Annotated in this window: 8 protein-coding genes; all 8 read left to right on the forward strand. The window is 39.5% G+C overall.

The genetic code is table 11. The annotated features are described in order from the left end of the window. Nucleotides 1-14: 14 nt before the first annotated feature. The 8 genes from HZI73_RS07340 (at nt 15) to HZI73_RS07375 (ending at nt 16,045) form a co-directional block, all read left to right on the forward strand. Complete coding sequence (locus HZI73_RS07340; protein ID WP_212697602.1) at nt 15-1,646, forward strand: extracellular solute-binding protein; 1,632 nt, start codon at nt 15-17, stop codon at nt 1,644-1,646. A gap of 94 nt (nt 1,647-1,740) precedes the next feature. Further along, nucleotides 1,741-3,615, forward strand: a complete 1,875-nt coding sequence (locus HZI73_RS07345) for a glycoside hydrolase family 127 protein (RefSeq protein ID WP_212697603.1) — start codon at nt 1,741-1,743, stop codon at nt 3,613-3,615. A 115-nt stretch (nt 3,616-3,730) separates the two neighbouring features. Next, on the forward strand, nt 3,731-9,364 hold the full coding sequence (locus HZI73_RS07350) for a hypothetical protein (protein WP_212697604.1): 5,634 nt from the start codon (nt 3,731-3,733) through the stop codon (nt 9,362-9,364). A gap of 141 nt (nt 9,365-9,505) precedes the next feature. After that, entirely contained in the window at nt 9,506-10,960 is a 1,455-nt protein-coding gene (locus tag HZI73_RS07355; protein ID WP_212697605.1) for a sulfatase-like hydrolase/transferase, read from the forward strand. A gap of 69 nt (nt 10,961-11,029) precedes the next feature. Continuing rightward, nucleotides 11,030-13,321 (forward strand): glycoside hydrolase family 3 N-terminal domain-containing protein, encoded by a 2,292-nt coding sequence (locus HZI73_RS07360; RefSeq protein WP_246552384.1) that lies wholly within the window; start codon nt 11,030-11,032, stop codon nt 13,319-13,321. A 277-nt stretch (nt 13,322-13,598) separates the two neighbouring features. Then, the gene (locus HZI73_RS07365) at nt 13,599-15,068 is read left to right on the forward strand and encodes a nitrilase-related carbon-nitrogen hydrolase (RefSeq protein WP_212697607.1); all 1,470 of its coding nucleotides are present in this window, start codon (nt 13,599-13,601) and stop codon (nt 15,066-15,068) included. 10 nt (nt 15,069-15,078) lie between these two features. Continuing rightward, the gene (locus HZI73_RS07370) at nt 15,079-15,618 is read left to right on the forward strand and encodes a LytTR family DNA-binding domain-containing protein (protein WP_212697608.1); all 540 of its coding nucleotides are present in this window, start codon (nt 15,079-15,081) and stop codon (nt 15,616-15,618) included. Between the two features lie 4 nt (nt 15,619-15,622). Continuing rightward, nucleotides 15,623-16,045: a hypothetical protein gene (locus HZI73_RS07375; RefSeq protein WP_212697609.1), complete on the forward strand. Its 423-nt coding sequence runs from the start codon at nt 15,623-15,625 to the stop codon at nt 16,043-16,045. The last annotated feature ends 16 nt before the right edge of the window (nt 16,046-16,061 follow it).

Here is a 16,061-nt window from a genome sequence, read left to right on the forward strand (position 1 = left end):
AAAGGAGAAGGATTATGAAAAAAATAGTAACCATGGGTTTTGTGATTGTTATCGTTCTCATGACAGCTTTAGCTGGTTGTGGGAAGAAGGATGTAAAGGAAACAACTTCAGATCAAACAAAGGAAAAAGAAGTGACAAGTGACATAAAAGATAAGGATGTTGACAAGGATCCATTAGCTAACATTAATGCAGCAGGACTACCCATTGTCAATGAGCCTGTTACCCTAAAAGTAGCAGCAAAGAAAAGAGAAACCGTCAAAAAACCATTTAAAGATCTGGCCGTATTACAAGAAATTGAAGCGGCAACCAATGTACATATTGAATGGGATGTAGCGCCCATTAATGGTTGGCAGGAAAAGAAAAATTTAATGCTTGCCAGTGGTGATTGGCCCGATGTGTTCTGGGGGAACTACATCATCGAAAACAATGAGGTCATTAAGTTTGCTGCAGATGGCATATTCATACCCCTAGAGGACTTAATCGACCAACATGCTCCAAACATTAAAAAAATCTTAGATGAGACACCAGGGCTGCGTGATTACATAACGGCACCAGATGGGCACATATATGCCCTGCCCTCTATAAATGAAACAGCAAGTTCAGCTGTAAGTGCACAGTTTATTAATCAAGCATGGTTAGATGAAGTGGGCATGGATATACCAACAACCACCGATGAACTTTATGACGTGCTAAAAGCGTTTAAAGGTATTTGCAGCAATGAACAAACACCATTCACCTTCCGATTTGACAACAATATTTTAGGTCTTAATGGGATGTTTGGGTCCTTTGGTTTAGTGGATAACAAGACCAAATTTACGGTTGTGGAAGATAAAGTATTATTTACACCAATGGAAGAAGCCTATAAGGAAGCCGTTCAATATTTTCATAAATTATTTAGTGAAGGTTTAATGGATGTGGAGTCCTTTTCACAGAATATGCCTATATTTAAAGCCAAAGTATCCAATAAAAATGTAGGTGTTACCAACATGTGGTCCCTTAATTGGTTGTTTGGCGATCAGCATGAAGATGCCGGTTATGTATTTATGCCGCCTTTAAAGGGACCAAAAGGGCATCAAGGTTACATGTATAAGAATGCATCATTCTTATCAGGAAAAGGTTCCTTTTTAATAACAGAGACGTGTGAAAACCCTGTGGTAGCTATTAAATGGGCGGATTATATGGCACAGCAAGAGGTAAGCTTCAAACTTCTGGAAGGCTTAATCTATGAGAAGGATGATCAAGGCATCTATCAGCCAATACCCATTCCAGAAGGAATAAGTAATGATGAATTTAGGCATGCAGAAACACCTGGAGCCAACAGTTTTCACATGTTAACCAATGCCTTTTATGAGAATGTCAATGTTTCCAAAGGTATTCTAGAAAAAAGGGGCTATGATAAAATCTACGAACAATACAAGACCAATACATTTTTACCACCCTTCTACTTAAGCCCAGAAGATTCATCCAGAATTGCAGAGTTAAAAGGTGATATCTTGTCCTTTGTTAATGAAAAAACGTCTCATTGGATGCTTGAAGGGGGTATTGAAAAAGAATGGGACAGCTATATCAAGCAACTCAAAAAAATGAAGATAGAAGAGATGCTTAACATCTATCAAAACCGTTATAACGATTTTATCAGTGAATAGACTGTTTAAGTGGTAGAGCAATGTTATACCTATCGACGTAAAATACTGCTTGCATGATATGGTACGGACAGCTAGATGAAAGGATGAATAAACCATGAAAACAATAAAAAAATATCAGCCGCCTAATCTCGGTGAGTCAAAGCTTACTTCAGGATTTTGGTTCGAGCGGACAGAAAATTATATGCACATTATTCAGAGCATGGAAAACACGTTGTTAGACGATAAAAATGCTGCCCGATTAATTAATTTTGCCATAGCAGCAGGTGAAGCAAAAGGGGCATTTTATCGTAATGATTGGTCAGACGGTGACTGCTATAAGTTCATTGAAGGTTGTGCCAATCAGTATGCAGTGACAGGGGATCAAAGGATTACAGACTTAATGGAGCCATACATACCATGGATTGAAAAAGCGCAAGAACATGATGGTTATATCAATACACAGATAACTTTGACCCATATAAAAAGATGGGAAGACCCTAAGCATCATGAACTCTATAATCTTGGACATTTGTTTACAGCAGGAGTGACCTATTATGAGGCTACAGGCGATAAGCGACTCCTTGACGTTGCCATAAAAGCAGCAGACAATCTGTGCACTGTTTTCTTACCCATTAATGAAGAACTGGCTGACTTTGGTTTTAATCCAAGTCAAATCATGGGGCTTATGGATTTATATGATGTCACAGGGAATGAGGACTATCTCACATTAGCAGATACATTTATCACCATGCGGGGTATGAAACCAACAAAAGGCGATTTTAATCAGAATCGGGTGCCTCTTAGAAAGGAATCCAAACCTGTGGGTCATGCGGTTATGGCAGCATATCTTTATGCTGGTGCTGCTGATGTCTATGGTTATACACAAGATAAGACCTTATTCACATCACTAGAAAGAATATGGCAGGATATGATTAATAAACGCATTTATATCACAGGTGGTGTATGCCCACTTTATTCAGGTATCTCTGAACGTGGTGACAATGTTCATGAAGCTTTTGGGGATGAGTACGACTTGCCACATCGTATTGCCTACAACGAAACGTGTGCCAATATTGGTATAGCCATGTGGGCCAGAAGGATGTATAACCTGACAGGTGAAGCCACCTATGGGGACTGGATGGAAAACATTTTGTATAACGCAGGCATCTCGGGGGCAAGTCTTGACATGACAAGTTACTTTTACGCTAACCCGTTAGCCCATCGAGCAAAAGAGCACATTAAGCCAACTTTCAATCAATATGCACATGTGCCCAATAAACGATTCAAGACATTTACCTGCTGGTGTTGTCCACCTCAATTATGGCGTACATTTTCTGGTATGCCAAGGTGGGTATATGCTGTCTCTGATAAAGGGGTGTCCATTAATTTATTTACAGGCTGTGAATTGGATACCAAGCTGCGCAATGGTGAACCTGTTAAAGTAGTCATGGAGACTAATTATCCATGGGATAAAGAAGTGGTCATCATGATTGAACAAGCCCCAACAGATGGGATGACCCTTCAATACCTCATTCCCAGTTGGTGTTCCAAGGCTAAGGTTAATGGTCATGCTAAGGACCCTGGCGTTTATGAGGCCGTGGTAAAAACAGGAGACAAGATAACCCTTCAATTACCTATGGAAGCAGTCTTCTATGAAGCCAACCCCATGGTTGAACAAGCAAACGGTATGGTGGCAGTTAAACGAGGTCCCGTGGTATATTGTCTTGAAGGGCATGATATTGAAGGTGCATATGCCATGGATGAACTTGCCCTATCTGTTGAGGAAGGCATGGAAGAAGTCGTTATTGATGAGTTACCTTATGAGATGATTGGTTTAAAAACCCATATGTACTATAAACCAAAAGGCCAAGGGTTATACCATCCAAGAACACCTGTTGAAGATAAGAAGGTTCCCGTTCGTCTCATTCCTTATTTTGCATGGGCAAACCGATCAGAAGAAGATATGAGTGTTTGGCTGAATAGGGCTTAACCCATGGAGCATTAAGATAAACTGATGACAGACATCAACGTTGAACATTGTGATGGACCCAAATAAATATCTTGTGATGTTATGAAAACTAGATTTTATGAGAGGAGTCTGACAAATGTTAGATGTTAAAAAGAAAAATCATGTGATTCATTTTGCTTCAAAAATACTAGGCATGGCGTTACTCCTGACCCTGTTAAATGTTCATCCTGTCTATGGAGAAGTAGTGGCGAAGAACCAAGGTGTATACCTTCAAGAGGGCACCCAAGAAAAAGGTCAATCAACTACCAAGCATACCCCTGTAGAAAATCGGTCAAGGGTCAAGGGGTTTCAGACAGGTCATCATATTCTATTGGTAAAGCCTGCAACCATTGACAATCATGGTCGTGCACTTATCGCAGCATCTTATGATGGCAAAATTCTCAGTTATTCGGAAGAAGGCCGTATGAAGTGGCGGGCTAACACCGGTGGTCATATACCATTTGACATGGCAGTTGATGATTTAGACGGTGATGGCTACGATGAAACCATGGTAGCATCCAGTGATGGCAGCCTTTATGTGTTGAACCATGAAGGTCATAGTCTATGGACTTTTGAAACAAAAGCCCCTTTATACAATGTAGCCACATTAAATGGCAGTGATGGCAAGAAATACATTGTTATAGGCGGGGTAGATAAGACCCTTTACAAGTTGTCCAAGGATGGTCAAGTCATCAGTACTTCATCTATCCTATCAGGTGTAGCAACGGAGCGTCAAGAAACGGTGATACGTCATATCAAGGCAGCTGATCTATTTGGGAATGGAAAAGAATATTTAGTCGTTGTGAGTGTCATTCGAGATAACAGCAACGGCTCCTTGTCCTTAATTGACCCAGATGATATGGATAACCCTCTATGGACCGTTGACTTTGGACCCAATATAAAAACCAGGTACAAGTATATTGGTGAGATGCTCATTCAAGATTTAGATAAAGACGGTAAAAGTGAAATTTTATTACCTTGTGGTAAAACCGCAGTTGGAGACGTGATTGTCTTTAACTGTCACGGGGAGTATGTGAAGACATTTGATAACCCCTCAAAAGAAAGAGGAAAAGATTATCGGATGAACTTTCTGTCCTATGTGAACATACCCTCACAGTCAGAGGAATATATTTTAGGATTCTTTCAAAATAAGATCATTGTTCACGATTTAGAAGGACAAGAGCAAGGCATCTACACATCAAAGCATGCCTTTGCAAGCGGTACATTGGACCCTGTTACCAATACCTACTACATAGCAAGCGATGTATCAGGTGGCGATGCCATATATGCTTTGAAGTTAGATACAGCAGATTGGGGAGAGGCTTTTGAAAATATAGAACAGGTAGGTCGAATCATTGAGATTCGCCAGAACATACAAGTCATTAACCAACAATTAGACAACTTCGTCATGCCTGCTTATCAAGATGCCATATCTAAAGGGAATGTGGTTGTAAGAGGTTCCTTTGCTCCAGCATCCTATGAGGCAGTTACCAACGGTTCCACATCCTTTTCAGCTTATGCTGTTTGGTCAGAAAAATACCCAGATGATGTGGACACCTTCTACTTAGAACACAAAGATAAGAGAAGAAAATACGACATGACAGCCGAAGAAATCATTGCCGCCGCAGCAGCATTTGAAGCCAATGGACAGGATTTTTCCATATGGGCAGGACATGGTAAAGACCCTTACATGCAGGTGTCTACATATGAAGGTATATTAAAGGCTGCGCCGAATCATTGTAAACTGCTTATTTTTTCTGAGATGGAAACCATGGATGAAGATACGGCATATTTTATTAACCACATACTGGTACCACTAGCAGATGCCTGCAAAGAACAGGGCAACACGAAGATTTTAATGCGTAATAAATATATATTTTGGGCAGGCCAATATTATTTAGATTTTGGAAAAGCCTTATTTAATGATAAGTACAAGGATGTGATTGTGCCTTCAACGGAGGATACCAATTGCCGTTCTCAGGAAGTGAATTTTGCTGGAAGATTAGGACTATGGTTAACGGGACAAGTAAATGAATTGGGCGGTCGATTAATAGAGGATAACAATACCTTTGTTAGGCAGTTTGAATGGTCAGCTCAAATGACCAAGACGGCATTTATTAGAAACATGGTCCATAACCTGTCTTATGGAGCCAAGTATTTTCATAACTCCAATCCTTCTATACCAGAAGAAGATCAGTTAGCAGTGGTTTATAAACTGGTGGATAAAGGAGCACTGGTTGTTCCTGATAGAGAAGACGTGTTGTCCATACCCAGTGTGGCGTTAGGTATGAGGACACCTCACGAAGATTACATCAAACACGGTACCAACGGTCATTATTTAAATGCTTTTAATGGAAAAGATAACGATTCTTATGTCTTTGACCACCTGGATTGTTATTGGGGAGGATATCCCATTGCGGATTATGATTTCTCAAACTATGGCTATGGTGTAAAAAGCAGAACGGTTAACTTTTTACCCACTACCCCTTATGGCATGATTCCCATCATACCAGATGATTATGATATTGAAGGTACTAGATTTACACATAAGATTTCCACAGATGGAAAGTACTTTTATGATGAAAGTGGTAACAGGCATACAGCAGAAGCCTATAAAAGTACGGTCCAAAACCTGTTGCGAAAATCTAGAAGAAAGATGCCTGTCGTTGTAAGTGGTCAAGTGGCGTGGAATGTTATCCGTATCGATGACCAACATGTCAGAGTTATCTTGATGGATTCTGGTTATGCAGACCCTAAGAAACGTCAAGCCCGTGTCCGATTACAAACCATTGAAGGAATAACCTGTCAAGATATTTTGAGCGGTGAAACCCTGCCCATTGAAGACAATCAAATCCATGTGACGGTACCAGCTGGTGTATTTCGAATACTTGATATCACCCATGGTCATAAGAAAAGTGATACAATAAACCAAAAAGTAAGCATGAAGGTAAGTCATTCAGGACCGATAAAGGCAAGTCATACAGAAAGCGTTAAAACAAGTCATAGCGAACACAATGCCACACAAGCATTTGAAACAGGACATACCATGTACCATGTGAAACCTGTAACCTTAAAAGGCGGTATCCATACCTCCCATGCACAATTACCAGACAATGCAGGACGTGCAATCGTGGGGGCAGCTTATGACGGTACGGTAGCTGCGTATACGGCTAACGGCATTAAGCTATGGGAAAACAAGGATAATAAAAGTTTTCCCTATGATGTAACCGTTGGGGATATTGACTTAGATGGATTGGATGAAGTGTGCATGGCATCTTCTGACGGGTGTTTGTATACCATCGATGATAATGGTGAAACTTTGTTTATATTCGATCCTAAGGCCAATCAATATGCAGATTTTTGGACCGTGGCAGGGATGCCCAGACCCAAAACAGCACCACCACTTTATACCGTGTGCATAACGACCCATGATGGAGAACCCTTCATCTACACAGGAGGTATAAGCCGGATTATATACAAGCTTAATGGACAAGGAGACTTGTTACCTGATTATGCTGAGGGAACCAATGTTATTCGGGAATTAAAAGCAGGTGATACCGATGGAGATGGGACCCATAACATTGTTGCACTAGCCACTTATCGCGCCAATAACACGGATTATCTACAGCTTTACAATGGCAGTGATCTATCCATGAGATGGTCTGTATTCATGCAAAAAGGTGTATCACAAAAGTTTATTGGCAGATTTCTTTTAGAAGATATTGATGATGATCACCAAGTAGAAATCTTACTTAACCCCAATAAAGTCCTAAAGAAGCAAGGATTCGATGAAAGTGTAGGGAAAATAAGAGTATATGAGCCAGATGGTACATTATCTGAGAAGCGATATGATCATACGACCACCATGAGAGGTCGGGATTACAAAATGAACTTTCTTACCAAGGTAGTGGATCCAATAACCAATGACACATATATTGTGGGGTTTTTGTTACATCAGATTGTTGTGCATAAAGTAGACGGTACATTAATCGGTGTGTATAATGCCCCCATGGCATACACCAATGCAGCTTACGATGCCATAACCCATCAATTCATCATAGGTAGTGAAACATCTGGTGGCGATGCCATTTATGTCCTTGATTGTAAAAATGGTATCAACAGCTTGATTGAACAGTTCCAAGAGATTCAATCCATCGGCAGAAGCTCACAGATACAGCAAAACATACAGCGTATTAACAATCAAGTGAACCGTTTTGTCAAGCCATCTTATCAACAAGCATCTTCTTCGGGTATTTCGTTAACCCAAAGTGTCTTTGCTCCAGAAGTAATGGATGCAGTTCAAAATGGCTCCATTGATTTCGCTACATTGGAGTGGCGTTGGTCTGAAGATTTTGATCGAACTGTCTTGTCAGATTTTTGGGCTAATAAAAGAGATAATCGAAGAAAATACGATATGACAGCTGAAGAAATCATCCAACAGGCTAGGGCTTATGAAGCAAGAGGCGAAGACTTCACCGTATGGGCTGGACATGGGCAAGATCCCTTTTATATGCAGTTATCCACCTTAAAAGGTATCATGGATGCGGCACCTAATCATTGTAAAATGTTTATTTACCCAGAGATAGGTTTGTTTGAGGATGAGAACACAACGTATGCCATTGAACATCTATTTATACCCTTAGCCGATTATTGTCAAGCAAAGGGCAGTCAAACAAAAATCTGTTTCCGAAACAAATTTGCCTTTTGGGCATCGGATTGTTACATTGAAAGATGGCGGCCGCTTTTTAATGGAAAGTATAAAGATGTGATTATTCCATCCATGGAGGAAACGACCTGCCGTACCCAGGAGATGAGTTTAGCTGGTAGAGTGGGGTTATGGTTGACGGATCGGGTGGAAGATTGGAGTGGCAGAACGGTAGAAGATAATGCTGTTCACAACAGACAATTTCATTGGGCAACACAAGTTCAAAAAAATGCTTGGATACGCAACATGGTGTACAATTTTTCATTGGGGTCAACCTACATGAATCCAAAAGGAGAACCAGAAGGTGACCCATGTGCAATGGTCTATAAGATGATAGATAAGGGCTTGTTGCTTGTACCGGAAAAAGAGGACATACTATCCATAACCGATGTGGCTTTAGCCATGCGGGAACCTGACCCAACATTTTTTGAACACAGTGTAACCCATGCAAAGATTAATACCTATGACTCACAGAAAGTTGATAAAATGGTGTTTGACCGTTTGGATTCCTATTGGTCAGGAGCACCTGTAGAAAGCCATGATTTTTCTTCGTACGGCTATGGGATTCGTGAAAGAGCACTGAATTTTATGCCTACCACACCTTATGGATTCATGCCCATTATTCCTGATGATTTTGATATAACCAATAGTCGTTTTAAGGACAAAATAACCACCGATGGAAAATATTTTTACGATGAAAATGGGCAGGCATATAAGGCGAATGTTTATAAAAGGCAAGTGGTTTCAAAATTGAAAGAAGCCAGGAAAAAACTACCCTTTTATGTTGAAGGTGATGTGGCTTGGAATGTTGTTCAAGTGGATGAGACACATGCTAGAATCTATCTTATTGATTCGGGTTACCTAAATCCCTCAAGAAAAAAAGCCACAGTGGTTGTAAACAGTGTAGAAGCTCTAGGTTGTCAAGATATGTTAAATGGACAAAACCTTGCTATTGAGAATAACCGTATTCACGTCACAGTACCAGCAGGCGTATTTCGCATTATAGATGTAACGTATGAACCATAAGATTAACCTATCGGACCATATTATAAAAGGATAGAATAAGAAGTGAGTTCTCAAAAAAGTCATAAGAGAATTCACTTTTTATGGGTAACAATAAAGAAGATAGTAGACATAATAAGCAAGAGTAGGATTGGAGCGATGAACTTGAGAAAAAATATATTGTTTTTATTAGTGGACCAATGGCCTTCAGATGCATTTAGTCATAGGGGTGCAGCCATCAAAACACCCAACATGGACCGTCTGACTAGTGAAAGTACAAATTTTATTAATGCATTTACCACATGCCCATTGTGTTCACCAGCAAGAAGTGTTTTATTGACAGGACGATGGAATACCCAGACTGGACTAGAGGATAACATGGGCGTCGGTTATTCCACACAAGAGCCTTTAAAACAAACAGAAGAAACTTGGGTTGATGGGGCTGTTGCAGCAGGCTATCATGTGGGGTATTACGGCAAATGGCATCTGGGACCTAATGGACCCATCATAAGAGGAGCAAAAAAACATTTTGATGACATTGAGCCTCATTCAAAACCTTATATGGTTGGTAAGAGTGATTATAATTATGAAGCATGTAAAATGAATTATAAAAAAAGAGCAGATGCATTATTAAAAAGTAACCATCACTTTTATGGGGATACGCGTATGTCCATAGAAGAAACATTGCCCTATAAGATAGCTGAAAAAGGATGTGCATTCATAAGAGAATACGCACAAGGTGATAAAGAGCAACCCTTTATGTTAACCGTATCGGTGAATGACCCTCATTTTCCACATTATCTACCCAAAGAATTCATTGATAAAATAAAAGAATTTCCTGTCACTCTACCCGAAAACCTTAGGGATGATTTTCAAGATAAACCTTGGTTCCATAACGTCCCTTGGTGGCCCAGCATGGATACTTCAACATTAACCCAAGAGGATTGGCTGGAAGTCATTCGTTATGCAGGCATGCATCGCATGTTAGTGGACCAAGCGTTAGGTAGAGTACTTAATACACTGGATGAAACAGGGCTTTCTGATGAGACCATTGTTATCTTTACATCTGACCATGGTGATATGTGTGGTGCTCATAACCGCTTTGATAAAGGGCCTTATTATTATGATGAAGTCTTTCGAGTACCCTTAATGATAAAAATGCCTCAGGAGAAACCTGCCATACAAAAAGGATATGTGTCCTTAATTGATCTGGGGAAAACCCTGTTTGATATGATGAATCATGAGACGAAAAAGCCCATGTTTGGCAGGAATATCATGTCTCTCATTGGAAAGGAAGAACCGCCTCATGATTGGCAGAATATGGTTTATGGCATGTATGAAAAATATAACGGTATGCGTTTTATCATTCGGGCCATTAGAAGTGAACGCTTTAAATATGTCTATAACCCTCAAGATAAAGATGAATTTTATGATTTGGATATGGACCCTTATGAACTCCACAACAAAGCAACAGATGAAGCCTACACAGAAGAAAAAACATACCTGCAAAGACAGTTAATAGACTGGATGAAAGCCATAGATGATCCTATGTTACAGGAGACATTGCTATCAATACCCCAAGCAGGATGGATTGACGTACTGGAGAAACCAGGACCTTAATTATTGTTGACAATAGACAATTGACAATATATACTGTTGTTATAAAATATGAATTAAGGTGGCATGTTGATGGATATTTATAAAGATAGCAGTAAACCCGTAAATGAAAGAGTAAATGATTTATTGTCAAAAATGACCATAAAAGAGAAAATTGGACAACTTAATCAAAAGATGCTTGGGTGGAATGCATACAAACGCGAACAAGATAACATTATCCTCACCCAAGCATTTCATAAGGAAGTTGCTTTTGGTGATGGACTAGGGGCAATATATGGTCTATTTCGTGCTGATGGGTGGAATAGCCATATTACCATGGGTATATCGCCAAAAGATAGTGTACGGGTTGCTAATGAAATCCAACAATATGTCATTGAACATACACGATTAGGCATCCCTGTTCTTTTATCAGAAGAATGTCCACATGGGCATGAAGCTTTAGAAGCCACTACATTTCCAACAAACATCGGGATAGGTTCATCATGGAATCCTGATTTATATGAACAAGTATGTGGTGTGATGGCAAAGGAGATGCGAGCCAGAGGAGGACATCTGGGTTTAATCTCAACACTGGACATTGCAACAGACCCCAGATGGGGTCGTACAGAAGAGTGTTATGGTGAAGACCCTTATTTGGCCAGTTGCTTCTGTGAAAGTGCTGTAAAAGGACTCCAGGGCACTGAAAGTGATGGGTTAAGAAATCATGATAAAGTGATCGCTGTTGTCAAACATTTTTGTGCACAAGGTGCTACCATTGGAGGGCACAACGGTAAATCCACCAACATTGGTCAACGGGAGTTACATGAAATACATCTGCTAGGTATGCAAAAAGCAGCAAAGGCTGGAGCACTAGGATGCATGGCTGCTTACAATGATATTGATGGGGTGCCCTGTCATATTAATAAACACCTGCTGACGACTATTCTTCGAGAGTCCATGGGATTTGAAGGTTTTGTCATGTCCGATGGTTTGGGCGTTGATAGGCTCTTAACCATTACAGGGGATTATGAACAATCAGGTGCTTATGCATTAAAAGCTGGTGTAGACCTTAATCTATGGAATGAATCCTTTCTTGTACTTGAGTCTGCCATCCATAGTGGCCATTTGACAGAAAAGGATTTAGATGTGGCAGTTGCTCGCATACTGGCAGTAAAATTCAAGTTAGGCTTATTTGAAAAACCCTATATGGATGAACACCTTGTGGATGCTGTGATCGGTTCAGAAGCATCCAAAGACATGGCACTAAGTATAGCAAGAGAAGTACCTGTATTGCTAAAAAATGATCACATACTGCCTTTTGATGAGCATATCAAGCAGATTGCTGTAATCGGTCCCAACAGCCATCATGTCTATAATAGCTTAGGCGATTATACCCAGTGGCAAGAAGAGGGAAAAGTCACTACAATATTAGAGGGTATAATCACCCATGCACCAAAAGATGTATCCGTTAAGTATGCCCATGGTTGTTCTGTTCGTGGGATGGATAAAAGTGAATTTGATGCAGCAATCCAGGTGGCAAAAAATGCCGATGTCATTGTTTTAGTTCTTGGTGGCAGCAGTACGAGAGAAGCCAACATGACCTTTGAAGATAATGGAGCATTATTTATGGATGCATTTACCACAGAGATTGATTGTGGGGAAGCGGTGGATTTGGCAGATTTATCATTAGGCGGTGTCCAACAAGACCTTGCCATAGCATTAAAGGTCCTTCATAAACCATTGGTTACCATATTGATACAAGGACGCCCCCATGCCATTCCTTGGTTTGCACAGCATTCAGATGCGATTTTGTGCGGTTGGTATCCGGGTGAAAAAGGCGGCGAAGCCATTGGTGAGATGCTTTTTGGCAAGGTTGTGCCAAGTGGAAAATTATCCATCAGTATGCCCGTATCATCGGCTCAATTACCTGTTTATTATAATCGCAAAGATGAAACCCCTTATGTGGATCTGCAAGCTAAGCCTTTATATCCATTTGGTTATGGACTCAGTTATACACGTTTTGTCTATCAGCATTTTTCGCTCAATCACAAGTCTTTATCACAGCATGCCTTAGAACAAGGCGAAAGATTTAACCTAAGTTTTCACATAAGGAATGATGGTGACTATGATGCTAAGGAGATTGCTCAGCTCTATATATACGATATGGAATCCTGTATTACAAGGCGAATTAAGGAATTAAGAGATTTTAAGAAGATACATATTCCTCAAAACACATCTGTTCAAGTAACGTTGAGTGTGGGCATAGAAGAATTGTCTATTTACAATTATGACATGGATTTTGTCTTAGAACCGGGTCAGGTGAAATTAATGGTTGGTTGTAACAGTGACTGTATGTATCATGAGGAAATCGTAACGATTTGTTAACACATTAGAAAGTATATATAACTGTTATAAGGAAAGAGGCTGTTAGAAATGTAAAATTTCATAGTCTCTTTTTTCATGTCTTTTTCATTAGGATAACCTTGGAACAGAGTACCATCATACATCACTGTTAGACCATGTGGGTAGATTTTTAATAACGGACCTCTTATGGTCGATTATGTCCCTTTCATGGATATATCGTTACATGTATCCATTACTTTGATATACTTTCTTTAACGTTTTAAATGGATTAAGAAAGGATACAATGATGAACGATAAAATGATAAACAACATTAAAACCATCTTATTACTTTTGTTATCATCACTCTTACTCATTCTTAGTAATGGTCACTATATTCAAGCTTATGCGGCTTGGCTATTTCCTCTAGGATTTTTAATGGCTACGCATCCCATAGGGCTCAAAAAAAGTGTACTTGTATTATGCATCATTTGTGGTGTTGCATTTCAAATTTCTTTTTTATATTTTTCGTCTCGCTCCCCTGGAAACTTTATGTTCTACATACCTTTTTTTATGGGGCTTGTGATGGTCATACCTTTTTGGGCTCAAAAACTTGCCTTTCATAAGAGTAAACACTTTATAGCAACACTGATATTTCCTGCCTCTTTAGCTCTATATGAGTTCGCCATCTCATACCTTAGCCCAAATGGCACATTCGGTATTCTTGGTTACTCTCAGCACGATTTTCTGCCCATGATACAATGGGTATCGGTGATTGGTGTTGTTGGCATCACATTCGTTGTAACTTGGACATCAACAGTTGTTTACTGGGTCATTTTCATTAATCATGAAAAGAAGGGAAGGCGATATGCAGCTATACTGGGTGTATGTCTTCTGGGGATGTTGATGTTGGGAACGTATCGATTAGAGATGGAGCAAGATGCTGCCACGGTTCAAGTATCTGGTATTCATGTCTATGATTTGCGTCAGGATGAAACCGGTGATATGCTAGCACTTATGGATACAGATGAAGAAAGATTCAGAGAAGAAACCACCAAGCTTGCAAATCTATTGGTAGCTCAAACAATCGAGGAAGCCAAAATGGGATCAAAAATCATCGTACATGCGGAAGTATCCCCCTATATACATTATCAGGATATCGCTGCCTATATAGATGCTCTCAAAAAAGCAGCTAAGGATTATGGGGTATATATTGTTTCATGCCCTTATGTGGATTATCCAGAGGGTAAACGTGATGAAAATTTCTTACATGTCATAAATCCAGATGGAGAGCTTGTCATAACCCATTATAAATACGGAGGCAATATTTTTGAAGGTACAGTTAAGGGTGATGAAGTGATTCAATATGTGGATACCCCATATGGTCGTCTATCAGGGATTATTTGTTGGGATAAAGATTTTCCTCACACCATTCGTCAAGTTGGTGAAAAAAACATTGATATTCTGTTTATACCATCCGCAGATTGGAAGCAGATAACACCTTATCATAGTATTGTTGGTAAGATAAGAGGTATTGAAAATGGGGTGAATACGGTCACACAAACCATTAATGGCACATCCATGATTGCAGATACTCATGGTCAAGTTCTGCAGCAAATGAATCATTTTACCAGCGACAACTGGGTTATGCGAGGGCAAGTACCCATGAAAGGTAAGAAGACTATTTATCATGTAGTGGGTAAATACTTGCTCTTATGTGATATAATCATATTAATGTTTGTGGTATTATCGATCTTGTTTAGAAATAAAAAAAATAGTAGCCAGACTTAGGAGAAGTAGGATGAAGCTTAGTTTAATCTGCGAAAAAGACATACGCAAACGTATTGTAGACCAATTTGATGACCTGGGTATCTTTTTCTTTCAAGATGCAGACCTCTATTTGGTACAAGAGGGTCTGGAAGAAGCGTATATGCCTTGTGTTGTTTTTCAAAAAAGTAATATTGAGGGATTGATTGCGTTGGTTAAAAATATACTGCCCCCTACCAATGGTCATAAATTAATTGGTCTCTTAAATGAGGAATACTGTATGATTGCTTTTGAGGATATCCTCTACATAGAAGCTTATGATGCCAAAGTGTATTGTCATACAGTCAGTGATACCTTCCAATTGCGTAATACCCTCTATAAATTAGAAGCAACGCTGCCAAGAGAAGACTTTATTCGGATTAGTAAGTCATTTATTGTTAACATTAACAACGTGACGAAAATTATTCCCTGGTTTAATCGCAGGTTACTCATAAAATTCGTAGATTCTAACAAAGAAGTGGAAGTATCCAAAAACTACGTCAGCAAATTCAAGCAATTTTTAGGGATTAGGTGATAACATGAAAAAATACTATGCGCAAGTCATCATTGGGTCTTTTTTAATCGGTTTAATTGTTCGATTAGTGAATCAATGGTTAATGGGACTACCTATAGAGATTACATTTGATAGCTCGATTAATTCAGTCTTTATCGGCGTTTTTTCAGGCATTGCTACCATGTACATTTATACACGATTCTTAATAAGTTCAAAGTGGAGCCGCCTGCTAAAGTTTTTGGTAAGTTATGGTGTAATCATCCTTATCTATTTCATCATCAATGTTTTATATGAAGGGATTACGTATTTAGTAGATCCACATGCCTATCTCATAGCAGCTGTTATTGTGATTCTGGCAACGCCTATTATACTGGCTATAGAGAAGAATACAAGAATTTTTAACGAGGGACTTGAACGGGTTAAGTTAAAAAATCGCATGAGAAAATAGGACCAATTTCGAAAAA

The organism is Vallitalea pronyensis (assembly GCF_018141445.1).
In the GTDB taxonomy this organism is placed as follows: domain Bacteria; phylum Bacillota; class Clostridia; order Lachnospirales; family Vallitaleaceae; genus Vallitalea; species Vallitalea pronyensis.

Coding starts and splice junctions, on each gene's coding strand:
- HZI73_RS07340 (WP_212697602.1), top strand. CDS start 15: ATGAAAAAAATAGTAACCATGGGTTTTGTGATTGTTATCGTTCTCATG.
- HZI73_RS07345 (WP_212697603.1), top strand. CDS start 1,741: ATGAAAACAATAAAAAAATATCAGCCGCCTAATCTCGGTGAGTCAAAG.
- HZI73_RS07350 (WP_212697604.1), top strand. CDS start 3,731: ATGTTAGATGTTAAAAAGAAAAATCATGTGATTCATTTTGCTTCAAAA.
- HZI73_RS07360 (WP_246552384.1), top strand. CDS start 11,030: ATGGATATTTATAAAGATAGCAGTAAACCCGTAAATGAAAGAGTAAAT.
- HZI73_RS07365 (WP_212697607.1), top strand. CDS start 13,599: ATGATAAACAACATTAAAACCATCTTATTACTTTTGTTATCATCACTC.
- HZI73_RS07370 (WP_212697608.1), top strand. CDS start 15,079: ATGAAGCTTAGTTTAATCTGCGAAAAAGACATACGCAAACGTATTGTA.
- HZI73_RS07375 (WP_212697609.1), top strand. CDS start 15,623: ATGAAAAAATACTATGCGCAAGTCATCATTGGGTCTTTTTTAATCGGT.